This is a genomic window from Bradyrhizobium sp. WBOS08, from assembly GCF_024585125.1.
In the GTDB taxonomy this organism is placed as follows: Bacteria; Pseudomonadota; Alphaproteobacteria; order Rhizobiales; family Xanthobacteraceae; genus Bradyrhizobium; species Bradyrhizobium japonicum_B.
Window position 1 is genome coordinate 2,006,434 of record NZ_CP028988.1, and the last position, 22,600, is coordinate 2,029,033.

Annotated in this window: 21 protein-coding genes and 1 other RNA gene; 9 read left to right on the forward strand and 13 right to left on the reverse strand. The window is 65.6% G+C overall.

The window, feature by feature from the left end:
• Positions 1-27 precede the first annotated feature (27 nt).
• The 3 genes from truA to def all read right to left on the reverse strand — a co-directional run bounded on the left by truA (position 28) and on the right by def (position 2,475).
• A complete protein-coding gene (truA, locus tag DCM80_RS09725) occupies positions 28-765 on the reverse strand; it encodes a tRNA pseudouridine(38-40) synthase TruA (RefSeq protein ID WP_257196759.1) in 738 nt (245 codons plus the stop codon).
• Between the two features lie 118 nt (positions 766-883).
• Positions 884-1,807, reverse strand: coding sequence for a methionyl-tRNA formyltransferase (fmt, locus tag DCM80_RS09730; RefSeq protein ID WP_257196760.1), 924 nt, complete (start codon positions 1,805-1,807; stop codon positions 884-886).
• A 140-nt stretch (positions 1,808-1,947) separates the two neighbouring features.
• On the reverse strand, positions 1,948-2,475 hold the full coding sequence (gene def, locus DCM80_RS09735) for a peptide deformylase (protein ID WP_257196761.1): 528 nt from the start codon (positions 2,473-2,475) through the stop codon (positions 1,948-1,950).
• Between the two features lie 171 nt (positions 2,476-2,646).
• On the opposite strand from def, the gene DCM80_RS09740 reads away from it, so the two are divergent.
• From DCM80_RS09740 to DCM80_RS09750, 3 genes are all read left to right on the forward strand, one after another.
• On the forward strand, positions 2,647-3,846 hold the full coding sequence (locus DCM80_RS09740; RefSeq protein ID WP_257196762.1) for a DNA recombination protein RmuC: 1,200 nt from the start codon (positions 2,647-2,649) through the stop codon (positions 3,844-3,846).
• Between the two features lie 132 nt (positions 3,847-3,978).
• A complete protein-coding gene (locus DCM80_RS09745) occupies positions 3,979-4,281 on the forward strand; it encodes a GIY-YIG nuclease family protein (protein ID WP_257196763.1) in 303 nt (100 codons plus the stop codon).
• Between the two features lie 173 nt (positions 4,282-4,454).
• Complete coding sequence (locus DCM80_RS09750; protein ID WP_257196764.1) at positions 4,455-5,810, forward strand: MFS transporter; 1,356 nt, start codon at positions 4,455-4,457, stop codon at positions 5,808-5,810.
• 103 nt (positions 5,811-5,913) lie between these two features.
• On the opposite strand, the gene DCM80_RS09755 is transcribed toward DCM80_RS09750, so the two are convergent.
• From DCM80_RS09755 to ffs, 6 genes are all read right to left on the reverse strand, one after another.
• Entirely contained in the window at positions 5,914-6,282 is a 369-nt protein-coding gene (locus tag DCM80_RS09755; RefSeq protein WP_257196765.1) for a hypothetical protein, read from the reverse strand.
• A gap of 110 nt (positions 6,283-6,392) precedes the next feature.
• Positions 6,393-6,824 (reverse strand): hypothetical protein, encoded by a 432-nt coding sequence (locus DCM80_RS09760; RefSeq protein WP_257196767.1) that lies wholly within the window; start codon positions 6,822-6,824, stop codon positions 6,393-6,395.
• A 27-nt stretch (positions 6,825-6,851) separates the two neighbouring features.
• Positions 6,852-7,454 (reverse strand): recombination mediator RecR, encoded by a 603-nt coding sequence (gene recR / locus DCM80_RS09765; protein ID WP_100174939.1) that lies wholly within the window; start codon positions 7,452-7,454, stop codon positions 6,852-6,854.
• 1 nt (position 7,455) lies between these two features.
• Positions 7,456-7,776, reverse strand: a complete 321-nt coding sequence (locus DCM80_RS09770; RefSeq protein WP_257196768.1) for a YbaB/EbfC family nucleoid-associated protein — start codon at positions 7,774-7,776, stop codon at positions 7,456-7,458.
• Between the two features lie 26 nt (positions 7,777-7,802).
• The gene (locus DCM80_RS09775; RefSeq protein ID WP_257196769.1) at positions 7,803-9,626 is read right to left on the reverse strand and encodes a DNA polymerase III subunit gamma/tau; all 1,824 of its coding nucleotides are present in this window, start codon (positions 9,624-9,626) and stop codon (positions 7,803-7,805) included.
• 95 nt (positions 9,627-9,721) lie between these two features.
• Positions 9,722-9,818, reverse strand: an RNA gene (gene ffs, locus DCM80_RS09780) — signal recognition particle sRNA small type.
• 210 nt (positions 9,819-10,028) lie between these two features.
• Here ffs and DCM80_RS09785 point away from each other — a divergent pair.
• The 5 genes from DCM80_RS09785 (at position 10,029) to DCM80_RS09810 (ending at position 14,870) form a co-directional block, all read left to right on the forward strand.
• A complete protein-coding gene (locus DCM80_RS09785; protein ID WP_257196770.1) occupies positions 10,029-10,448 on the forward strand; it encodes an HIT domain-containing protein in 420 nt (139 codons plus the stop codon).
• A gap of 6 nt (positions 10,449-10,454) precedes the next feature.
• The gene (gene nudC / locus DCM80_RS09790) at positions 10,455-11,393 is read left to right on the forward strand and encodes an NAD(+) diphosphatase (RefSeq protein ID WP_257196771.1); all 939 of its coding nucleotides are present in this window, start codon (positions 10,455-10,457) and stop codon (positions 11,391-11,393) included.
• Positions 11,394-11,399: 6 nt separating this feature from the next.
• Positions 11,400-12,350, forward strand: coding sequence for a sugar kinase (locus tag DCM80_RS09795; RefSeq protein WP_257196772.1), 951 nt, complete (start codon positions 11,400-11,402; stop codon positions 12,348-12,350).
• A 70-nt stretch (positions 12,351-12,420) separates the two neighbouring features.
• Entirely contained in the window at positions 12,421-12,930 is a 510-nt protein-coding gene (locus DCM80_RS09800) for an Lrp/AsnC family transcriptional regulator (protein WP_126260215.1), read from the forward strand.
• Positions 12,931-13,400: 470 nt separating this feature from the next.
• Complete coding sequence (locus DCM80_RS09810) at positions 13,401-14,870, forward strand: methyl-accepting chemotaxis protein (RefSeq protein WP_257196774.1); 1,470 nt, start codon at positions 13,401-13,403, stop codon at positions 14,868-14,870.
• Positions 14,871-14,907: 37 nt separating this feature from the next.
• Here the strand turns inward: DCM80_RS09810 and DCM80_RS09815 are convergent, their stop codons facing one another.
• The 4 genes from DCM80_RS09815 to DCM80_RS09830 all read right to left on the reverse strand — a co-directional run bounded on the left by DCM80_RS09815 (position 14,908) and on the right by DCM80_RS09830 (position 21,265).
• Positions 14,908-16,407: a phosphomannomutase/phosphoglucomutase gene (locus DCM80_RS09815; protein ID WP_257196775.1), complete on the reverse strand. Its 1,500-nt coding sequence runs from the start codon at positions 16,405-16,407 to the stop codon at positions 14,908-14,910.
• A 185-nt stretch (positions 16,408-16,592) separates the two neighbouring features.
• Complete coding sequence (locus DCM80_RS09820) at positions 16,593-17,105, reverse strand: TIGR02281 family clan AA aspartic protease (protein ID WP_257196776.1); 513 nt, start codon at positions 17,103-17,105, stop codon at positions 16,593-16,595.
• A gap of 251 nt (positions 17,106-17,356) precedes the next feature.
• On the reverse strand, positions 17,357-19,831 hold the full coding sequence (gene hrpB / locus DCM80_RS09825; protein WP_257196777.1) for an ATP-dependent helicase HrpB: 2,475 nt from the start codon (positions 19,829-19,831) through the stop codon (positions 17,357-17,359).
• A gap of 117 nt (positions 19,832-19,948) precedes the next feature.
• The gene (locus tag DCM80_RS09830; protein ID WP_257196778.1) at positions 19,949-21,265 is read right to left on the reverse strand and encodes a UDP-glucose/GDP-mannose dehydrogenase family protein; all 1,317 of its coding nucleotides are present in this window, start codon (positions 21,263-21,265) and stop codon (positions 19,949-19,951) included.
• Between the two features lie 202 nt (positions 21,266-21,467).
• Between DCM80_RS09830 and DCM80_RS09835 the strand changes: the two genes are divergently transcribed.
• Positions 21,468-22,535 (forward strand): acyltransferase family protein, encoded by a 1,068-nt coding sequence (locus tag DCM80_RS09835; RefSeq protein ID WP_257196779.1) that lies wholly within the window; start codon positions 21,468-21,470, stop codon positions 22,533-22,535.
• Positions 22,536-22,600: the final 65 nt, after the last annotated feature.

Genomic DNA, 22,600 nt, shown 5'->3' on the forward strand with positions numbered 1-22,600 from the left:
CACCGCCGTTGCGGAGCGGGCGCTAGTCTAATAATCCACCTTCATCAAATACAGCCCCTCCGGCGGCGCGACGATGCCGCAGGCGGCGCGGTTGCGGGCGGCGAGGGCCGCGGAGAGATCGTCGGCAGTCCAGCGGCCCTCGCCCACCCACACCAGCGATCCCACCATCGAGCGGACCTGGCTGTGCAGGAACGAGCGCGCCGAGGTGACGATCGTGATCTCGCGACCGTCACGCGTGACGTCGAGCTGGTCGAGCGTCTTCTCCGGCGATTTGGCCTGACACTCGGTATCGCGGAAGGTGGTGAAATCATGCTTGCCGAGCAGGCGCTGGGCTGCCGCATGCATCGCCTCGGCATCGAGCTTGCGCGGCACGCGCCAGGCGTGGCCGGCGTCGAGCGCGAGATTGGCGCGCGTGTTGATGACGCGATAGCGGTAGTGCCGCTTCACCGCCGAGAAGCGCGCCTCGAAGCTGTCGGGCACGATCTCGGCCTCGAGCACCGCGATCGGATGCGGGCGCAGATGCGCGTTGAGCCCGTCGCGAAGACGGCCCGGCGGAAACTGCTTGTCGACGTCGACATGCGCGACCTGGCCGCGCGCATGCACGCCGGCATCGGTGCGGCCGGCGCCATGCACCCGCAGATCCGCCCCCGTCATCGCCTTCACGGCCGCTTCCAGCGCGCCCTGCACCGAGGGCAGCGTGTTCTGCACCTGCCAGCCGAAGAACGGCGCGCCGTCATATTCGATGGTGAGCTTGTAGCGGGGCATTTTATCCAGTTTCACTGTCATTGCCCGCGAAGGCGGGCAATCCAGTACTCCGCAGCCTATCCGTTCAGCCGAGAAGCTCGGCGTACTGGATACCCCGCCTGCGCGGGGTATGACAGTGTCAGGTGAATTTGGCTCCCGCCTTCAACGGCACGCCGCGCAGGAAGTCGGCGGCCTGCATCCGGCCCTTGCCCTCGCGCTGGAGCTCGACGATGCGGATCGCGCCCTCGCCGCAGGCGACGGTGAGATGATCGCCGAGCACCGCGCCCGGCTCGCCCGCGCCTTGCGCCAGCTGACAGCGCAAGATCTTGACGCGCGCGTTCTCCAGCTCGGCCCAGGCGCCGGGAAACGGCGACAGGCCGTGGATGTGGCGCAGCACCTCGTGCGCCGGCTTGCGCCAGTCGATCCGCGCCTCGGCCTTGTCGATCTTGGCGGCATAGGTGACCCCGTCCTCGCTCTGCTTCCTGAGCTGGAGCCCGCCGCGATCGAGCGCGGCCATCGCCCGCACCATCAGATCGGCACCGAGACGCGAGAGCCGATCGTGCAGCTCCGCCGCCGTCATGTTGTCGGTGATCGCGAGCCGCTCGGCCATGGCGACGTCGCCGGTATCGAGACCGACATCCATCTTCATCACCATCACGCCGCTCTCGGCATCGCCGGCCATGATCGCGCGGTTGATCGGCGCCGCGCCGCGCCAGCGCGGCAGCAGCGAGGCATGCAGATTGTAGCAGCCGAGTTTCGGCGCATCGAGGATCGCCTGCGGCAGGATCATGCCGTAGGCGACCACGACGGCGGCATCCGCCTCGAACGCACTGAACTCGTCGAGCGCCTCCTGGGTTTTCAACGTCTTCGGCGTCAGCACGGGCACGCCGAGCTTTCGCGCGGCTTCCTCGACCGGGGTCGGCTGCAATTGCAGCCCGCGCCGTCCGCCCGGCTTCGGCGCACGGGTGTAGACGGCCACGATTTCATGGCCATGCGCGACCAGCTCGAGCAGCGTCGGCACGGAGAAATCGGGCGTGCCCATGAAGATGAGGCGGAGGGGCATGTGACGAGACAATCCTCGAACAACAAGCAAGGTACTCGTCATGGCCGGGCTTGTCCCGGCCATCCACGTTCTTCCTGCTCGGAGCCGCAAAGAACGTGGATGCCCGGCACAAGGCCGGGCATGACGGCGGAGGACGTGGCCTACTCGCCGGCGCGCTTGGCGGCCTTCTCGAACTTCTTCATGACGCGGTCGCGCTTGAGCTTGGAGAGATAATCGACGAACAGCACGCCGTTGAGATGGTCGATCTCGTGCTGGATGCAGGTGGCATAGAGGCCTTCGGCGTCCTCCTCGTGCACCTTGCCGTCGAGATCGGTGAAGCGCACGCGCACCTTCGCCGGGCGCTCGACCTCCTCGTAATATTCGGGGATCGAGAGGCAGCCTTCTTCGTAAACAGAGAGTTCCTCCGAGGCCGCGATGATCTCCGGATTGATGAAGACGCGCGGCAGCGGCTTGGTCTCGCCGTTTTCGTCGCGCTTGGCGAGATCCATGGTGATCAGCCGCAGCGGCTGCGCGACCTGAATCGCGGCGAGGCCGATGCCGGGCGCGTCGTACATGGTCTCGAACATGTCGTCGGCAAGCTTGCGGATCTCCGAGGTGACCTTCTCGATCGGCTTGGAGACCAGGCGCAGCTGCTTGTCGGGCAGGATGATGATTTCTCTGAGGGCCATGGCCGCGATTTAAGCCCCATGCCCGATGCGGTCAATGCGGCCAGGAACCCTGTTAACCCCTCGCTAACCATAAAACTTCAGGTTTCGTTAACCATAAAAATTAACGGAGCATTCACCATAAATGTTCGCTATTCGTTCGTACGCCCAGGCGAATCGGCTAGAAGGGTCGGCATGAACGACATCATTTTCATGCTCGGCGACTGGCCGGTGCGCGTCGTGGACGCGCTGATCGGCTTCGGCGCCCTGGTTCTCATCCTGCTGGTGGTGATCGCGGTCGTGATCGCGCGGTCCGGGCGGCGCGGCGCGGAACTCGCCATGGCGCACGCGATCCGGGCCGACGAGCTCGAGGAGCGCCTGAGCGAGGTGCTGCGGGCCCAGAGCGAATCCTCCGGCCGGGTCGACGCCATGACCCAGGCGCTGGCCGGCCGCCAGGCCGAGATGGCGCGGGCGGTCAACGAACGGCTGGATTCGGTCACCCACCGCGTCGGCCAGTCCATGGAACATTCGACCCGCAACACCATGGAGAGCCTGCGCGCGCTGCACGAGCGGCTCGGCATCATCGACAGCGCGCACAAGAATCTCACCGACCTCACCACCCAGGTGACCACCTTGCGCGACGTGCTCGCCAACAAGCAGTCGCGCGGCGCCTTCGGTCAGGCGCGGATGGAGGCGATCGTCCAGGACGGGCTTCCCAAAGGCTCCTACGAGTTCCAGTTCACGCTCTCGACCGGCAAACGGCCGGACTGCGTCGTGTTCCTGCCCGACCAGCGCCCGCTCTGCATCGACGCCAAATTTCCGCTGGAGGCGATGACGGCGCTGCACGATGCCCGCACCGACGAGGAGAAGCGCCTCGCCACGCAGCGGCTGCGCGGCGACGTGATGAAGCATGTCAGCGACATCGCCGAAAAATATCTCGTCGCCGGCGAGACCCAGGAGATGGCGCTGATGTTCGTGCCGTCGGAATCGGTCTACGCCGAAATCCACGACGGTTTCGACGACGTGATCCAGAAGGCCTATCGTGCCCGCGTCGTGCTGGTCTCGCCCTCGCTTCTGATGCTCGCGATCCAGGTGATGCAGCAGATCATGAAGGACGCGCGCATGCGCGATGCCGCCGACCAGATCCGCACCGAGGTGATCAAGCTCGGCGACGATCTCGGCCGGCTGCGCGACCGCGTGCTGAAGCTGCAGAAGCATTTCGCCGACGTGAACGAGGACGTCCGCCAGGTGCTGATCTCCGCCGACAAGATCGAGAAGCGCGCGGGACGCATCGAGGAGCTCGATTTCAGCAAGAGCGACGCCCCGGAGGGACCGCGGCTGGTGGCGACCGGCGCAAGCGAGCTGTTTCCAAGGAAGCTTCAGGCGGGAGAGTGAGATTAGGGCACGCTGTCGTGCCCCGCGAAGGCGGGGCATCCAGTACGCCGCGGCGGTTGTGATCGAACCGAGACGCTGGTGGTTACTGGATCGTCCGCCTTCGCGGACGATGACACCGAGAGGGTGAGTCGCATGGGCGGACGCCATTACTACGTCTACATCCTGGCCAGCAAGATCGGCGGCACGCTTTACATCGGCGTGACAAACGACCTCGTTCGCCGAGTGGCGGAGCACAAGTCAAAGCTGATCGAGAGTTTCACGGAAAAGTACGATGTCTCACGACTGGTCTACTTCGAACAATTCGACGATCCTGAAAACGCGATCAAGCGCGAAAAGCGGTTGAAGAAGTGGAACAGGGCATGGAAGGTTCGACTGATCGAGCAGCATAACCCGAACTGGGATGATCTCTATCCCGGGATAGCCGGGCCACCATGATGCTGTCATGCCCCGCGAAGGCGGGGCATCCAGTACGCCGTGACAGTCATTGTTGAACCGAGGTGCTGGTGATTACTGGATCGTCCGCCTTCGCGGACGATGACACCGAGGGTGTTGAGGCTTCTCTCGCCTCGCCGCGAGTCTTTTCCCCCAGAATCTGCTAACACCACCCCATGACCGCACCCGACGCGACTTCGCCCGCTGCCGCTCCTGCAACCTCCTGGCGCGACAGCCTTGCCGTTTACCTGCAGCCGCGGGTGCTGATCGTGCTGTTTCTCGGCTTCTCCTCGGGGCTGCCGCTGGCGCTGTCGGGCTCGACGCTGCTGGTGTGGATGGCCGAGGCGGGGGTCGATCTCGGAACGATCGGGCTGTTTGCACTGGTTGGAACGCCGTACACGCTCAAATTCCTATGGGCGCCTCTGGTCGATGCCCTGCATGTCCCGTTCTTCACGCGCAGCTTTGGCCGCCGGCGTGGATGGCTGGTGTTCTCGCAATTGCTGCTGATCGGCGCGATCCTGCTGCTGGCGCTGACTGATCCGGCGCGCTCGCCGCTGTTCGTCGCGCTTGGTGCGCTCCTGGTCGCGACGATGTCCGCGACGCAGGACATCGTGGTCGATGCTTTCCGCGTCGAGAGCCTGCCCGAAAGCGAGCAGGCCGCCGGCATGGCGGCCTATGTCGCCGCCTATCGCATCGGCATGCTGATATCGACCGCGGGCGCCCTGTTCATCGTCACCGGCTTCGAAGCGATCGTCCCTCGTGGCGCCGCCTGGATGTGGGGCTATGTGGTGATGGCGGCGCTGGTGCTGATCGGCACGGCGACGGCCCTGGCCGCTACCGAGCCCGCACAATCCGGGCGCGCCGAAGCCGCCACGCAGGACGAGGACGCGCTCACGCGGGTGTTCCACGCGGCGCTGGGCGCGTTCTCGGAATTCCTGCGACGCAAGGAAGCATGGGTCGTGCTCGCCTTCGTCGTGCTGTTCAAGTTCACCGACGCGTTTTCCGGCAACATGACCGTGCCGTTCGTGATCGACATCGGCTTCACGCGGAACGACTATGCCGTGATCGTCAAGGGCGTCGGCATCGTGGCGACCCTGGCCGGCGGCTTTGCCGGCGGCTTCGTGGCCCGGCGCTATTCGCTGGCCACGAGCCTGTGGATCGGCGGCATCGTCCAGGCGATGTCCAACCTGTCGTTCTCATGGCTGGCGCTGGTCGGCGTCAATGAATGGGCGCTGACCCTCGCCATCACCTCGGACAATTTCTGCAACGCCATCGGCACCGTGATCTTCGTCGCCTATCTGTCGGCGCTGTGCCAGAACCCGCTGCACACCGCGACCCAGTATGCGCTGCTGACGGCGCTCGCCGCCGTGGGACGCACCTATTTGTCATCGGGTGCGGGCTATCTGGCGAAGGCGACGGGCTGGCCGATGTTCTTCGCGATCTCCGTCCTCGTCGCCATTCCGAGCCTGATGCTGCTGGCGTGGCTGCAGAAGCGCGGGCATTTCGAATCGCTGGAGCAGGTGCGGGTGTAAGCCTAAAGCGCGATGCGATCAGGATGAAGCGTCATCGCGCTTTAGCTTGTTGTTTAAGCATGATCTTTTCGGAAAACCGCGGCGCACTTTCCCGGATCATGCTTCAGCGCTGCATCTCTTTCCGAACGCGTCCGTTGAGCCCCTCGAAATCGACGACCAGCGCATCGCAAGCGGCCTTGGAGGCTTCGCACAGGACGTTCATTCGGATGACGACTTCGCTTCCTTCCTGCACGACGCGGCGCTGAATGGCTGCCGGATAGGCCGGATGTCCCTTGGGCGGAAACGACCACAGGCTCAGCGTGGCGCCATCCTCGATCACGGTCCAGCCGGATTGAACGGACGTCTTCACCCCCGGCTTGGCGCGCAGCGATTCGAGCGCGGCTGCGGCAGTCGGATAGGAGGCGGTGTCCGGTGCAGCCGCGACCGACGAAGGAAACGCGACGACGAAACCAAGCAGGGCGGCAAGGGTCATTCCACGCACGGCTGAGCGATCTCCCCAAGGCTCGATCGCTTGCACTATGCGCGACGCACAACCGGAGATCAAGGCATGGTCCCCGTCACCGGCCCGGCGATGCCGCCCTACTACTTCTTGATGATGCTCCACTTCGTGATCACGGCTTCGCTCATCTGGCCGGCATCGCTGGCGCAGGCGATCTCGTCGACCTTGACCGAGATTTCCTTGCCGACGAACGATTTCAGCTGCGTGGCCTGCGCGTCGGTGGAGGTGACGAGCTGGAAGGTCTCGGGGCCGGTCTCGAGATTGCATAGCCCGTTCGGCGCCGGCAGGCGACGCGGCTCGGAGGTGATCTGATACATCGGAACCCGCTTGCCGTTCTTGACGTCGCGCACCTTCATGGCGTTCAGCTCGCCCGACAGCACGTCGCCATTGTTGATCGGCTTGCCGGGCTTCGACGGCGGCGGGGCCTCGTCGCCCGGCTGCGCGGAGATGGCCGGGGTCACCAGCATCGCCATCGTCGCAACCAAAGCCAATCGTGTGGCGAAAAGTTTCGTCATGTCGTCCGTTCCGTGATCTGTGAATGGCTAGAACAGGGTGCGCTGCCGCATCGCTGCCGATAGCGTACCTTCGTCGAGATAATCAAGCTCGCCGCCGACGGGAACTCCATGAGCGAGCCGCGTCACCTTCACATTGGCGTCCTGAAGCAGGTCGGTGATGTAGTGCGCCGTGGTCTGACCGTCGACCGTCGCATTCAGCGCCAGGATGATCTCGTGCACCTCGGCAGCATGGGCGCGCGCGACCAGTGCGTCGATGGTCAGATCCTGCGGGCCGACGCCGTCGAGCGGCGACAATGTCGCGCCCAGCACATGATAGCGCCCTTGAGTCGCATTGGCCCGCTCCAGCGCCCAGAGATCGGCGACGTCTGCGACGACGACGATGATGGCGGGATCGCGCTTCGGATCGGTGCAGACGGTGCAGGGATTTTGCGTGTCGATGTTGCCGCAGGTCTTGCAGACCTGAACCTTGTCCAGCGCCACCTGCATGGCGGAGGCCAGCGGCATCATCAACGCTTCGCGCTTCTTGATTAGATGCAGCGCGGCGCGCCGCGCCGAGCGCGGACCAAGGCCTGGCAGCCGTGCAAGCAGCTGGACCAGCCGCTCGATCTCGGGACCTGCAACAGCGCCCATATTACTGGCCGAACAACCCCGGCGGCAGGCCGAGCCCCCCGGTGAGAGCCTGCATCTTCTCCTGCATCGCGGCCTCCGCCTTGCGGCGCGCATCGCCCATGGCGGTGACGAGCAAGTCTTCCAGCACCTCGCGCTCTTCCGACTTCATCAGCGAGGGATCGATCTTGACGGCCTTGACGTCCATCTTCGCGGTCATGCGCACGGCGACGAGGCCGCCGCCGGAGATGCCCTCGACTTCCACGTTGGCCAGTTGCTCCTGCATCTCCTGCATCTTGGATTGCAGTTGCGCCGCCTGCTTCATCATGCCGAGAAAATCAGCCATCGGTGTCTGTCCTTGAAAAGCTCGGCTCAGAGATCGTCGCCGTCGGAACCGTCGGGCGGATCGTCACTGCCATAGTCGGTGTTTATATCGGATTCCGGTGTCTCGGGGGCAAGCCTGCGGACCTCGACGACCTTGGCGCCGGGGAAACGCGACAGCACCTCCTGTACGCGCGGATCGGCCTCGGCGGTCCGCGCATGCTGCTGCTTGGCGGCCTGGTTCACCGAGCGCAGCGTCGGCTGGCCCGGCTCGTTGGAGACGATGATAGTCCAGCGCCGGCCGGTCCACAGCTCGAATTTCTTCGCAAGCTCCGAGATCATGGTCTTGGAGGCGTTCGGCTCGAGCGCGACTTCCAGCCGGCCCTCCTCGAAACGGACGAGGCGCATATCGCCTTCGAGCGCGCCCTTGGTGATGAGATCGCGCTTCTGCCCGGCCAGCGCAACGAGCTGGGTGAAGCTCGTGATGCGCAGTTGCGGCGCCGCTCCTTGCGGATCCGGCGCCGGCGCCGCCATCTGCGGCCGCGCTCCACCGCCCCCGAACGAAGGCGGCGACGAGGTCGGCATGCGAACCGGCGCCGCGGACGCCACCGGCGCGGCCGGCGCGCTGCTGCGCGCCGCACTGCCGCCGCTCACGACCGGCGAGCCGCCGCCGTTCTGCTCCAGCATCTTGATGGCTTCATCGGGCGTCGGCAGGTCGGCGACATAAGCGATACGCACCAGCACCATCTCCGCGGCCGCCGCCGGCCGCGTCGCGGCCTGCACCTCGGTGATGCCCTTGAGCAGCATCTGCCACATCCGCGACAGCACGCGCATCGAGATCTTGGAGGCGAAATCCTTGGCGCGCACGCGCTCGGTCTCGCCGTAAGCGACGTTGTCGGCGGTCGCCGGCACGATCTTCACGCGGGTGACGAAATTGACGAATTCGGCGAGATCCGACAGCACGACGATGGGATCGGCGCCGACGTCGTACTGGTCGCGGAACTCCTTGAAGGCGGCCGCGATGTCGCCCCGCGCCAGCGAATCGAACAGGTCGATCACGCGGGTGCGGTCGGCGAGCCCCAGCATCTGCCTGACCGCATCGGCCTTCACGGTGCCTGCCGCATGCGCGATCGCCTGGTCCAGCAGCGACAGCGAATCGCGCACCGAGCCTTCGGCGGCGCGCGCGATGATGCCGAGCGCCTCCGGCTCGATCTCGACGTTTTCCTTCGCGGCGATGGTGGCGAGGTGCTTCATCAGCACGTCGGCGTCGACGCGGCGCAGGTCGAAGCGCTGGCAGCGCGACAGCACGGTGACCGGAACCTTGCGGATCTCCGTGGTCGCAAACACGAATTTGGCGTGCTCCGGCGGCTCCTCCAGCGTCTTCAGGAAGGCGTTGAACGCCGCCGTCGACAGCATGTGGACTTCGTCGATGATATAGACCTTGTAGCGGGCGCTGGCGGGGGCATAGCGCACGCTGTCGTTGATCTGGCGGACGTCGTCGACGCCGGTGTGCGAAGCCGCGTCCATCTCCAGCACGTCCATGTGCCGGCTTTCCATGATCGCCTGGCAATGCACGCCCAGGGTCGGCATGTGGATGGTCGGGCCCTTCACCGAGCCATCCAGCATCTCGTAGTTGAGCGCGCGGGCCAGGATGCGCGCGGTGGTGGTCTTGCCGACACCGCGGACGCCGGTGAGGATCCAGGCCTGCGGAATCCGTCCGGTCTCGAACGCATTGGAGACGGTGCGGACCACCGCCTCCTGGCCGATCAGATCGTCGAATGAGGACGGACGGTATTTGCGCGCCAGCACTCGGTAAGGCGCGTCGCCGGCCGGACCGGCGCTATCGGGATTGGAAGGGGCGCCAGCGTCGGTCATCGGTCGATCCGCAATGAAATGTCTCTTGGCCGGCTTTTGCGGAAAGGAGCGCGCTGGCGGCTGCTGCCGCCGGCGCTGGTTCGCTCGAAAAACAGGTAGGAGACTGACGAGCGACCCGATCCGGACCTCGTTAGGGCTGCTTCCTTCCGGACCTGACCCGGTTGGCGAGTGGCTCGTCCACCGCCAATCTCCCGGTCCCTATTTGGGGCCAAAGGGAGCGGAAAGCAAGCGGGGTCTACGGCTGTTCCGGCGGCCGTTCGGGGACTTTCAGGCCCGAACCGCGCCGTTCCGCCCTCGAACGGCGCGCCCTACCCGGTCCGGCGCATAAGGACCACGGCGCATACGCATGTTGTCTGGGGACCTGGTCTCTGCGACGGTAAGAATCAATCCAGAGAAGCCTTCATGTCCGAACCCGCCTGGTCGCTGCACTCGCGCCTGAAAGAAGACACCATCGACATCGGCGATTTGCCGCTGTCCAAGGTGCTGGTCATCAAGGACGCGCATTATCCCTGGCTGCTGCTGGTGCCGCGGCGGCTAGATGCGGTCGAGATCATCGATCTCGACGAGGTACAGCAGGCGCAACTGATGACGGAGATCTCCCGCGTCTCGCGCGCGCTGAAGGAGGTCACCAAATGCGACAAGCTCAATATCGCAGCCCTCGGCAACCTCGTGCCGCAGCTGCACGTCCACATCATCGCGCGCCGCACCAGTGACGCGGCCTGGCCGCGCCCGGTCTGGGGTGTGATGCCGCCATTGGCGCACGACGCCGCAGAGGTTCAGAATTTCATCAGTGTGCTTCGCCGCAAGATCTGGTTGGGTTGATCGATAATGTCAGCATTCGACGCATTTCCGCTGGGGCAACCGGCCTTCATCACCAACATCCTCGACCGCGCCGCGCATCTGCGCCGCGACGAGGAGAAGCTGTTCGCGATGGAGCAGAAGCCGAGCTCGCGCGCCTATGTCGTCTACCGCGACTCGCTGCTGGTGAGGCGCGAGGGCGACAAGGTCCGCGCGCTGCTTACGATCGACGAGGCGCTGAAGTGCGGCGCCAATCCCGGCACGATCTTCCTTGGGCTTCGCGACGGCGCCGCGATGTTCGGCATGGGCCTGTCGCAGGCCGCGGCCGAGAAGCTGGTGGGACGCGAGGACTACACGCTGACCGAGCTGCGCGGCATGGCGATGCAGGGCGCGATCCCGCCCGGCGAGCTCTCGGCGATCGCGATGGCGAAGTCGATGGTGAGCTGGCATCAGCGCCACGGCTATTGCGCCAATTGCGGCGCGCGCAGCGCGATGAAGGAAGGCGGCTGGAAGCGCGACTGTCCGGCTTGCAAGGCCGAGCATTTTCCGCGCACCGACCCGGTCGTGATCATGCTGGTGGCGTCCGGCGACAAGTGCCTGCTCGGCCGCCAGAAGCAGTTTCCGCCCGGCATGTATTCCTGCCTCGCCGGCTTCGTCGAGGCCGCCGAGACCATCGAAGACGCAGTGCGCCGCGAGATCCTGGAAGAATCCGGCATTCGCTGCACCGACGTGCAATATTACATGACCCAGCCCTGGCCCTATCCGTCGTCGCTGATGATCGGTTGCAGCGCGCGGGCCGTGAGCGAGGACATCGTGGTCGATCGCATGGAGCTGGAGGACGCGCGCTGGTTCACGCGCGAGGAGGCCGCCCTGATGCTGACGCGGACGCATCCGGACGGGCTCGCCGGCCCGCATCCTTTCGCCATCGCCCACCACCTGCTTGGCCGCTGGGTCCACGACAAGAGCTGACCGCCGATGGCGCAACTTAAGGCCGCGCCGCGCATCCTCTGCATCGGCATTCCCGTGCGCGACCTCACCTTTCGGGTCGCGGCCGTGCCCGCGCGCGGCAGCAAGGCCAACGCCACGCATCTCGCCGAGATCTGCGGCGGCAATGCGCTCAACGCCGCCATCGCGATCACGCGACTTGGTGGCCGCGTCGCCTTCGCAGGGCCGATGGGTGACGTTCGCGAGACATCGAGCGGCTTCATCCTCGCGCAGATGGCGCAGGAGGGCATCGACACCACGCACATCGTGCGCATGCCCGATGTGACTACGCCGGTCTCCGCGATCATGATCGAGCCTTCGGGCGAGCGGACGCTCACGATCTATCGCGATCCCCGTCTATGGACCGTGAAACTGCCCGACGCCGACAATTTGCTCGCCGATTGCCGGGCCCTGCTGGTCGAAAGCCGCTGCGCCGCGTTCGCGATCGCCCTCTGCACCGAGGCACGCCGGCGCGGCATTCCCGTCATCGTCGGCGTCGACCGCGCGATGTCGTTGCAGGACGGCCTGCTCACGGCGGCATCGCATCTGCTGTTCGCCAGCGAGCAGGTGCAGGAGACCGCCGGCATCGCCGACGACGGCGAGGCCCTGAGGCGCCTGGCCGGGCTGACGCCTGCCTTCCTCGCGGCCACCCGAGGTCCGGATGGCACGATCTGGCTGAACGAGACAGCCGCGATCGAGGAGACGCCGGCTTTCGCGGTCCAGGCGGTCGATACGCTTGGCGCCGGCGACGTCTTCCATGGCGCCTTCACGCTCCGCTTGGCCGAGGGCGAGCACGTGCGGGAGGCGCTGCGATTCGCCGCGGCCGCCGCAGCGCTGAAATGCACCCGCCACGGCGGCGGCCTAGCGGCCCCGCAACGTATTGAAGTTGAAGAACTTTTGTGCCGCGCCCCAATGCTGGGGCCCGGAGGGGCGCCGCGATAAGGGGCTTGCTCTAGAAATATTTTCTCTATATCAGAGAAATATACCCCAGAAATGGAACAAAGTTCTTCAAATGACCGATGTTGCCGTCCAGATCCCCGAGACCAGCCGCCGACTCGATGCCATCGACCGCAAGATCCTGATGGTCCTTCAGGAAGATGCCTCGCTGTCCGTCGCCGAGATCGGCGATCGCGTCGGCCTGTCCTCGACCCCCTGCTGGAAGCGCATTCAGCGGCTGGAGGCCGACGGCGTGATCATCAAGCGCGTCGCCCTCGTCGACCAGAACAAGATCGGCCTCGGCATCTCCGTGTTCGTGTCGGTCGAAAGCTCCGACCATTCCGACGCCTGGCTGAAAAAATTCGCCGAAGCCGTCAGCGCCATGCCCGAGGTGATGGAGTTCTATCGCATGGCCGGCGACGTCGATTACATGCTGCGCGTCGTGGTCGCGGACATGCAGGCCTACGACGTGTTCTACAAGAAGCTGATCAGCGCCGTGCCGCTGAAGAACGTCACCTCGCGCTTCGCGATGGAAAAGATCAAGTCCGTCACCGCATTGCCGATTCCCGCGGTGGTGGCGGCTTAGGTTGCCATCCAACGTCAAGGGCAATTTGGCGACGCGTCTTTCTCGCCCCTCAGTACGCTTCTCGGTATCTCGGTAAGCAAGCATTAACCGGGAATTAGTGGCACACACCTAGCCTTGCGGCATGGAGGGGAGAGCAGCGATTCCGTCGCGGCGGTGGCCTGCCTGGGCGAATTCGGCAGCGTTGCTGGTCGCAGGGTGGACTGCGCTTGCAATCCTCACCTTACAGGTTCGTCCGGGCGCGACAATCGTCGCAGTTGCGTTTCCGCCTTGGTGGAGCACGCAACAGGTGTTTCAGGCCGCGGGATCGGCGCAAGCAGGGATCGTCAGGGCAACTGCCCTCCCCACTCTTCTCGTCGTCCGCCCGGATGACCATGACGGACTGAGCCGCCTGCACGAGGCCGGCGCCTGGTTCGTGATGGACGCGCAAGCGGTTTCAGCATGCTTTGGCAGATAGCCCCGGGGAAGACGAAATGATTGTCGAGAACGATGGATTGGAATCACTGCGCCAGACCACCAGCAAGGTCCTTGCCGCAGTGCTCTGGCTGCACCTGCCGATCAGCGTGATCATCGGCCTCGTGCTCGGCAAGGCCTGGCTCCTCCCCGCAATCTTCATGACGATCTTCGCACTCGCGGCGACGCTGTCCTGGCGCATGTCGGGCAACGGCCTCTCCACGCGGCTCGTGTTCGCCGTCGCGCTGATGAGTGACGTGTCGACGTTCACCTGGCAGCTCGAGGGGCATCCCTGGCAGATCGACATGCACATGTACTTCTTCGCGGCTCTGGCCTGCATCGTGGCCTATTGCGACTACCGGCCGATTGTCGCCGCGACAATTGCGGTCGCTCTGCATCACATCGCGCTGAACTTTCTGCTGCCCGCGGCGATCTATCCCGGCGGCTCGGACTTCGGGCGCGTCGTGCTGCATGCCGTGATCCTGCTGATCGAAGCCGGCGTGTTGATCGCGCTCGCGCTCAAACTCCAGGAGCTGTTCGAGACCACGGCCGTGAAGACGGCCGAGGCTCGGACCGCGATGGCTGCGGAAGCGCGGGCCAACAGCGAGCGCCACGAGATCGAGCAGCGCGCCAAGGAGGAACGTGAGGCAGCCAAGCAGCGGCTCGCCAGCAATTTCGAGCGCAGCATCGGCGGCATCGTACAGGCGGTGGCGATCGCCGCCGGCGAAGTGCAGCAATTGTCATCGGCGATGAGCAGCAACAGCGCGGATACCGCGCGCCAGACCGCCGCCGCGGCCTCGGCATCGAACCAGGCCTCTCGAAATGTCGAGACTGTGGCGGCTGCCACCGAAGAGCTCACTGCGTCGGTGAGCAGCATAACGCAGCAAGTTTCCCGCTCCGCAGAGATCGCGGCCAAGGCCGCGAGCGAAGCGCGCCGGACCAACGAGGTGGTCGAGGGCCTCGCCAGCGGCACCCAGAAGATCGGCGAAGTCGTCACGCTGATCCAGACCATCGCCAGCCAGACCAATCTGCTGGCGCTGAATGCCACCATCGAAGCGGCCCGTGCCGGCGAACACGGCAAGGGTTTTGCTGTCGTCGCGAGTGAAGTAAAGGCGCTGGCGAACCAGACCGCGAAGGCGACCGAGGAGATCTCGGCGCAAGTCCAGAGCATCCAGAGCGCAACCAGCGACGCGGTCAACGCGATCCAGGCGATCGGCGCAACCATCGCGGAGATCGATCAGATCTCCGGCCAGATCTCCTCCGCGGTCGACCAGCAGGGCCTGGCGACGCGCGAGATCGCGGGGAGCCTGCAGCAAGCTGCCACCGGCACGCGCGAGGTGAACAACAATATCGTCGGAGTCAGCAAGGCGTCCGAGCAGGCAGGCCAGGCCGCCTCGAAGATGCACCAGGCTGCCGCCGGACTGTCATCACAATCCGAGCGCCTCAAGGCCGAGGTCGACGGCTTCCTCGGCTCACTGCGGACGGCGTGAGGCGGGCTGCGGCAAACACCGCAGCGCCAGCCTCCACTCAGATCGTCTGATTGTACTCGCCGACTTCGGGATGCGTGCGCAGCACGCTGTTCACCATCTCGAACATGTCGTGCATGCGCTGCTCGGAGACCGGGCTCTCCACCACCACGACGAGCTCGGGCTTGTTGGAGGAGGCGCGCACCAGGCCCCAGCTGCCGTCCTCGACCGTGACGCGCACGCCGTTGACGGTGACGAGATCGCGGATCGACTGTCCCCCGATCTTCGCGCCCTTGGCCTGCAGGCCCTCGAAGTGTTTCACCACCTTATCGATCACGCCGTATTTGGTCTCGTCGGCGCAGTGCGGCGACATGGTCGGCGACGACCAGGTCTTCGGCAGCGCGTCCTTCAGATCCGCCATCGACTTGCCCGGCGCGCGGTCGAGCATGTCGCAGATCGCGATCGCCGAGACCAGGCCGTCGTCATAGCCGCGGCCATAGGGCTTGTTGAAGAAGAAATGGCCCGACTTCTCGAAGCCCGCGAGCGCGCCCGTCTCGTTGGTGCGCCGCTTCATGTAGGAATGACCGGTCTTCCAATAGTCGGTCCTGGCGCCCTGCTTCTGCAGCACGGGATCGGTGACGAACAGGCCGGTCGACTTCACGTCGACTATGAAATGCGCGTCCTTGTGGATCGCGGACATGTCGCGCGCCAGCATCACGCCGACCTTGTCGGCGAAGATCTCCTCGCCGGTATTGTCGACGACGCCGCAGCGGTCGCCGTCGCCGTCGAAGCCGAGACCGACGTCGGCCTTGTGGTGCAGCACCGCATCGCGGATCGCGTGCAGCATCTCCATGTCTTCCGGATTCGGATTGTATTTCGGGAAGGTGTGATCGAGCTCGGTGTCGAGCGGGATCACCTCGCAGCCGATTGCCTCCAGCACCTGCGGCGCGAAGGCGCCGGCGGTGCCGTTGCCGCAGGCCGCGACCACCTTGAGCTTGCGCGTCAGCTTCGGACGAGAGGTGAGATCGGCGATGTAGCGCGCCGGGTAATTCTCGTGGAATTGGTAGGAGCCGCCCGCCTTGTTCTTGAATTCGGCATTGAGCACGATCTCCTTCAGCCGCGTCATCTCGTCGGGGCCGAAGGTGAGCGGGCGGTTGGCGCCCATCTTCACGCCGGTCCAGCCGTTGTCGTTGTGCGAGGCCGTGACCATGGCGACAGCGGGCACGTCGAGATCGAACTGCGCGAAATAGGCCATCGGCGTCACCGCCAGGCCGATGTCGTGCACCTTGCAGCCCGCCGCCATCAGGCCGGAGATCAGCGCATATTTGATCGAGGCCGAATAGCCGCGGAAATCATGACCAGTGACGATCTCCTGCTTGACGCCGAGCTCGGCGATCAACGCGCCCAGCCCCATGCCGAGCGCCAGCACACCCATCAGGTTGATTTCCTTCTGAAACAACCAGCGCGCATCGTATTCGCGAAACCCCGTCGGCTTCACCATCGGCTCGGATTCGAAGGCGTAGGTGTTGGGCAGCAGGACGGATTTCGGCTTCGGGAACATTGAGACGGTCTCGTGAATGGGCAGGAATGAGGCAGCCTTAGCGAATGCCAGGCCACAGCGGAAGGCGGGAATGCAGGCTTATGGCCGATAATTGCGGCAGTTTGGTAACGAAGAAACGTTACCGCCGGGGCATCCGAAGCAAGGACTTTTTTGAAAGAGCGGCGCCCGATCGCGGCAGGCTCTGCCTATTGCTCCAGCACCATCTGGCCGTTGGCATATTCGAACCGCTTCAGGCGGGACAGGAAGGAGAGGCCGAGCAGGTTCTCCGACAGCGCCGCGTCGGGCAGCACCATGGCGTCGACGTCGCGCACGATGAGACCGCCGACGTCGAGCATGGCGATGCGGGCGCGGGCGGCCTTGATGGTGCCGTTGGCGGTGGAGACTGTGGCGTTGTACTCGCTGCGCGAGGGACGCAGGCCAAAGCGAGCCGCCGAGGTCTCATTGAGCGCGACCACGGAGGCGCCAGTGTCGATCATGAAGCCGATGCGCTGGCCGTCGATCCGGCCCTCGGTCTGGAAATGACCGCGGCCGTCGCGGGAAATGGCGAGGCTGCGGCCGCCGGTCGGCGCGGTCGACGCAACCGCGACCGTCGTGCGCGGCGCTGAGGTGGCGGAAGCCGAGCTCATCTTGTCCGCCATCTGCGCCATGAAGGTGCCGAGGCCGATCATGACGGCCGCCATGATCATAATGTTACGCATCACACCACTTCCGAGCCTAAAGCCCGATTTCACCACGCGGCACGCCCGACCGCGAGCAAAGCCGCCGTTGGAGCGCCGCTATTTTGACGAAAAGGATGAGCGGAGGGTTAATGCGGTGGTGTCACGGCGACCCAGGTCCTCATCCTGAGGAGCCGCGAAGCGGCGTCTCGAAGGATGGCCGCACGCGAGATCCGGACCTGCATGGCTCGAGACGCGCGTTCCGCGCTCCTCACCATGAGGGTCAAATTCTGTCACGTCCCGCGCGGCTTCGCCCGCCGGGTCGGCAATGCATTGGCCGGATCGTCGGGCCAGGGGTGGCGCGGATAGCGACCGCGCAGGTCGGAGCGCACCGCGCTGTAGCTGCCGCGCCAGAAGCCTGGGAGATCACGCGTCACCTGCACCGGGCGCTGTGCCGGCGACAGCAATTCCAGCACCAGCGGCACCTTGCCGGCCGCGATCGAGGGATGGGTGTTGAGGCCGAACAATTCCTGCAGCCGCACCGCGATGGTCGGCCCCTGCTCGGCCTCGTAGTCGATCGCGAGCACGCTCCCCGTAGGCGCCTCGAAATGCGTCGGCGCCTCGCGGTCGAGCCGCGCGCGCATCTCCCAGGGCAGCAGCGCCATCAGCGCGTCCGAGAGGTCGCCCGGCGAAATGTCCTTGAGCGCGATCTTGTCGTAGAGCGCCGGCACCAGCCAGTCGTCGCGCCGGGCGATCAGCCCGGCGTCGGACAGATCCGGCCAACTGTCGCCCTCGGCCTTGCGCAGGAACATGACACGGTCGCGCCACTGCTTGGCGGCCTTCGACCAGGGCAGCCGGTCGAGCCCCGCGGCGATCAACCCATCTGCAAGAATGCGCGCGGTGTCCTCGGATGGCGACACGGCAAGGGTCGCTTCGGACAGCGTGATCGCATGCAGCACGCGCTTGCGCCGCGCCCGCAGCGCCATCGCGCCGCGATCGAACGAGATCTCGTCGGCGGTCTCGATGTGCTCGGCGAAATGCCGTTCGATCTCGCCCTCGGTGATTTGCGCGGCTAGCAGGATCCGCCCGCTCGCCGCCGTGCCCGTCATCTCTCCGATCGCGATATAGGGCGCGCGGGCGAGCGAGGAGGTCTGCTCGACGGACGCGCCGCGGCCATTCGCGAGCACGAAGCTGGCATTGCCGCGGTTGCGCGCGACGCGGTCCGGAAAGGCATAGGCGAGCATCAAACCGGTCGAGAGCTCCTCCGGCGGCCCGGCCTTCTCGGAAGCCGCCACCTGCGAGGCCCAGCGCCGCGCGAGGTCGCGCGCGCTGGCGGCACGCGGCGAGCGGTCACGTCGGAACTGGTCGCGGCGATGTTCGAGATCGACGCTGTCGCCGCCAAGGCCGCGCTCGGTGATGATGGCCGCGATCTCGGCGGCGGCCTCGCCTTCGCCCGCACGGTGCGAATCCACGATCATCCGCGCCAGCCGCGGCGGCAGCGCCAGCGCGCGCAGGCTTTTTCCCTCCGCAGTGATGCGGCCGTCGGCATCGAGCGCATTGAGCTCCGTTAGCAGGCTCTTCGCTTCTTTCCACGCCGGCCCCGGCGGCGGATCGAGGAACGACAGCGCGGCAGGGTCGCTGACGCCCCATTGCGCGAGATCGAGCACCAACGAGGATAGATCCGCGCTGAGGATTTCCGGCTGGGTGTAGGGCGCAAGCGAAGCCGTCTGCGGCTCGTCCCAGAGCCGGTAGCAGACACCGGGCTCGGTACGGCCGGCGCGACCGCGGCGCTGGTCCACCGCCGCGCGCGAGGCGCGCACGGTCTTGAGCCGCGCCAGGCCGATATCCGGCTCGTAGCGCGGCACGCGGGCGAGTCCGGAATCGACCACGATGCGCACGCCCTCAATGGTGAGCGAGGTCTCCGCGATCGATGTCGCCAGCACCACCTTGCGCGTGCCCTTGGGCGCCGGCGCGATGGCGCGGTCCTGCACGGCGGCGTCGAGCGCGCCGAACAGCGGCACGATCTCGATCGAGGCGTCCTGCACGCGCTCGCCGAGGAAATTCTGGGTGCGGCGGATTTCGGCGGCGCCCGGCAGGAAAGCGAGCACCGAGCCGCTGTCAGCGCGCAGCGCGGATGCGATCGCGTCCGCCATCTGCCGCTCGATCGGCGCATCCGCCTTGCGGCCGAGATAGCGCGTCTCGACGGGGAAGGCGCGGCCCTCGCTTTCGACGACGGGCGCATCGCCGAGCAGCTTGGCCACGCGCGCACCGTCGAGCGTTGCCGACATCACGAGGATGCGCAGATCCTCGCGCAGGCCGGTTTGCGCATCGCGGGCCAGCGCGAGGCCCATGTCGGCATCGAGCGAGCGCTCGTGGAATTCGTCGAACAGGATGGCGGCGACGCCGGACAATTCAGGGTCGTCGAGGATCTGGCGGGTGAAGATGCCTTCGGTCACCACCTCGATGCGCGTGGCGCGCGAAATCTTCGAGCCGAAGCGGACGCGGTAGCCGACGGTCTCCCCGGTGCGTTCGCCGAGCGACTTGGCCATGCGGTCGGCGCTGGCGCGCGCCGCGATACGGCGCGGCTCCAGCACGATGATCTTCTTGCCCCTGGCCCAGGGCGCATCGAGCAAGGCCAGCGGCACGCGCGTGGTCTTGCCGGCCCCGGGCGGCGCCACCAGCACGGCGGCATTGCTAGCCTCCAGCGTGCGCGAGAGCTCGTCGAGCACGGCATCGATCGGGAGGGGCGTGTCGAAACTGCGGGGCAAGTGTCCGTCCACTCGTCATGCCCGGCCTAATGCTGGGCATCCACGTCTTGGACTAGAAACAGACGTGGATGGCCGGGACAAGCCCGGCCATGACGGAATTATGCGCGAGGCGGCTCATCAGCCCTGCACCGGCGGGCGGCCGACGCTCTCATAGACGAAGCCGGCGGCTTCCATGTCTTCGGGGCGGTAGATGTTGCGCAGGTCGACGACGACGGGCTGCGCCATGACGCTCTTCAGCCGGTCGAGATCGAGCGCGCGGAACTGGACCCATTCGGTGACGATGACGAGCGCATCGGCGCCTTGCGCGCAGGCATAGGCGTCCTCGCAATAGGTGATGTCGGGCAGTTCGCCCTTGGCCTGCTCCATGCCGACGGGATCGAACGCCTTGACCTTCGCGCCCATGTCGATCAGGCCGGTGACCAGCGGGATCGACGGCGCATCGCGCATGTCGTCGGTGTCGGGCTTGAAGGTGAGGCCGAGCACGGCGACGGTCTTGCCGCGCAGATTGCCGCCGAGCGCCTGGCTCACCTTGCGTGCCATCGCGCGCTTGCGGTTCTCGTTCACGGCCAGCACGGATTCGACGATGCGCAGGGAGACGTCGTAGTCCTGCGCGATCTTGATCAGCGCCTTGGTGTCCTTCGGGAAGCAGGAGCCGCCGAAGCCGGGACCGGCATGCAGGAACTTGGTGCCGATGCGGTTGTCGAGGCCGATGCCGCGCGCGACCTCCTGCACGTTGGCGCCGGCTTTCTCGGAGAGATCGGCGATCTCGTTGATGAAGGTGATCTTGGTCGCAAGGAACGCGTTGGCGGCGTATTTGATCATCTCGGCGGTGCGCCGCGCGGTGAACATCAGCGGTGCCTGGTTCAGCGACAGCGGGCGATAGATATCGCCCATCACCTTGCGGCCGCGCTCGTCGGAGGTGCCGACCACGATACGGTCAGGGAATTTGAAGTCGCGGATCGCGGCGCCCTCGCGCAGGAACTCGGGGTTGGAGGCGACCACGACGTCGGCGCTGGGATTGGTCTCGCGGATGATGCGCTCGACCTCGTCGCCGGTGCCGACAGGCACGGTCGACTTCGTCACCACCACGGTGAAGCCCGACAGCGATTGCGCGATCTCTTTCGCAGCGGCGTAGACGTAGGACAGATCGGCGTGGCCGTCGCCACGGCGCGAGGGCGTGCCGACTGCGATGAACACCGCATCGGCGTCTGCGACCGGCTGCTTCAGATCGGTGGTGAAGTCGAGCCGCTTGGCTTTGACGTTGGTCGCCACCAGCTCGTCGAGGCCGGGCTCGTAGATCGGGATCTCGCCGCGGTGGAGCGCCGCGATCTTCTTCTCGTCCTTGTCGACGCAGGTGACGTCGTGACCGAAATCGGCAAAGCAGGCGCCGGACACCAGTCCCACATAGCCCGTGCCGATCATCGCGATACGCATGAAAATCCCTGTTTTTAGATTGGTTAACGAAAATGAAACCCCGGCGCGGGGCGGTTTAGCATTTTCTCGCAGGGAAGGAACAGTCCGCAGCGAAAAAAGCGGCACGGGAAGTGAATCGGTAAAGAAGTGGGAAACCGTAGCGGCCCCACACTGACCCAGCCCCGAACAGGACGGGGCGGAACACGCCTCGAAAAGAGACACCATGGCACCATCAGGCACAATCGCAGGCAGCGGAGGCGTTGCGGCCACGGCTGCCGCACGTGTCGACTGGGTCGACTACGCCAAGGGCATCTGCATCATCATGGTCGTGATGATGCATTCGGTGCTGGGGGTCGAGCTCGCCGCCGGCGAGACCGGCTTCATGCATGTGCTCGTAGCCTTCGCAAAGCCGTTCCGGATGCCGGATTTCTTCCTGATCTCGGGCCTGTTCCTGGCGCTCGTGATCGACCGGGACTGGCGGACCTATCTCGACCGCAAGGTGGTGCATTTCGCCTATTTCTATGTCGTCTGGGTGACGATCCAGTTCGGCTTCAAGGCACCCGGTTTCGCGGCGGAGACGGGCTGGCACCACGTTGGCCTCTTGTATCTCGAATCCTTCGTCGAGCCGTTCGGCACGCTGTGGTTCATCTATCTGCTGCCGATCTTCTTCGTCGTCACAAAACTGACACGCAAGCTTCCGCCGCTCGCGATCTGGCTCGTCGCCGCCGCGCTCGAGACGGCCCGCATCACGACAGGCTGGACCGTCATCGACGAGTTCTGCGCCCGCTTCGTCTATTTCTATTCGGGTTATCTGTTCGCGCCTTATGTGTTCGCGCTCTCGGATCGCGCGCGAAAGCATCCGGCGCTCGCGCTCCTGGCGCTCGCGACCTGGGCGCTTGCCAATGCCGGCCTCGTCGTGTCGGGGGCCAGCGAATGGAAGCTGGTCTCGCTGGTGCTTGGCTTTGCCGGCGCCTGCGCCATCATCACGACGGGCACGCTGCTCGCACGCGCCCAATGGATGAATTTCCTCCGCTTCTGCGGCGAGCATTCGATCGTGATCTATCTCGCCTTCTTCTTGCCGATGGCGGCGACCCGGACGCTGCTGCTGCGCACCGGCATCATCCCCGACATCGGCACGGTGTCGCTGGTCGTCACCGTCGCCGGCGTGCTCGGTGCGCTCGCGATCTGGCAGGTCGCGCTGCGCTTCAATGCGCGCTTCCTGTTCGAGCGGCCGGACGCGTTCTGGATCGCGCCGAAGAAGGCGGCGCCGGTGTTGCAGGCGGCGGAGTAGCTGCGATCCCGCCGTCGTCGCCCGGCTCGACCGGGCGCCCCAGTATTCCAGAGACAGCAATTATT

Coding starts and splice junctions, on each gene's coding strand:
- DCM80_RS09800 (WP_126260215.1), top strand. CDS start 12,421: ATGACCGATGTTGCCGTCCAGATCCCCGAGACCAGCCGCCGACTCGAT.
- DCM80_RS09740 (WP_257196762.1), top strand. CDS start 2,647: ATGAACGACATCATTTTCATGCTCGGCGACTGGCCGGTGCGCGTCGTG.
- truA (WP_257196759.1), bottom strand. CDS start 765: ATGCCCCGCTACAAGCTCACCATCGAATATGACGGCGCGCCGTTCTTC.
- DCM80_RS09760 (WP_257196767.1), bottom strand. CDS start 6,824: ATGACGAAACTTTTCGCCACACGATTGGCTTTGGTTGCGACGATGGCG.
- recR (WP_100174939.1), bottom strand. CDS start 7,454: ATGGGCGCTGTTGCAGGTCCCGAGATCGAGCGGCTGGTCCAGCTGCTT.
- DCM80_RS09830 (WP_257196778.1), bottom strand. CDS start 21,265: ATGCGTATCGCGATGATCGGCACGGGCTATGTGGGACTGGTGTCCGGC.
- fmt (WP_257196760.1), bottom strand. CDS start 1,807: ATGCCCCTCCGCCTCATCTTCATGGGCACGCCCGATTTCTCCGTGCCG.
- DCM80_RS09775 (WP_257196769.1), bottom strand. CDS start 9,626: ATGACCGACGCTGGCGCCCCTTCCAATCCCGATAGCGCCGGTCCGGCC.
- DCM80_RS09750 (WP_257196764.1), top strand. CDS start 4,455: ATGACCGCACCCGACGCGACTTCGCCCGCTGCCGCTCCTGCAACCTCC.
- DCM80_RS09755 (WP_257196765.1), bottom strand. CDS start 6,282: ATGACCCTTGCCGCCCTGCTTGGTTTCGTCGTCGCGTTTCCTTCGTCG.
- DCM80_RS09795 (WP_257196772.1), top strand. CDS start 11,400: ATGGCGCAACTTAAGGCCGCGCCGCGCATCCTCTGCATCGGCATTCCC.
- DCM80_RS09770 (WP_257196768.1), bottom strand. CDS start 7,776: ATGGCTGATTTTCTCGGCATGATGAAGCAGGCGGCGCAACTGCAATCC.
- DCM80_RS09745 (WP_257196763.1), top strand. CDS start 3,979: ATGGGCGGACGCCATTACTACGTCTACATCCTGGCCAGCAAGATCGGC.
- DCM80_RS09810 (WP_257196774.1), top strand. CDS start 13,401: ATGATTGTCGAGAACGATGGATTGGAATCACTGCGCCAGACCACCAGC.
- DCM80_RS09835 (WP_257196779.1), top strand. CDS start 21,468: ATGGCACCATCAGGCACAATCGCAGGCAGCGGAGGCGTTGCGGCCACG.
- def (WP_257196761.1), bottom strand. CDS start 2,475: ATGGCCCTCAGAGAAATCATCATCCTGCCCGACAAGCAGCTGCGCCTG.
- nudC (WP_257196771.1), top strand. CDS start 10,455: ATGTCAGCATTCGACGCATTTCCGCTGGGGCAACCGGCCTTCATCACC.
- DCM80_RS09815 (WP_257196775.1), bottom strand. CDS start 16,407: ATGTTCCCGAAGCCGAAATCCGTCCTGCTGCCCAACACCTACGCCTTC.
- DCM80_RS09785 (WP_257196770.1), top strand. CDS start 10,029: ATGTCCGAACCCGCCTGGTCGCTGCACTCGCGCCTGAAAGAAGACACC.
- DCM80_RS09820 (WP_257196776.1), bottom strand. CDS start 17,105: ATGCGTAACATTATGATCATGGCGGCCGTCATGATCGGCCTCGGCACC.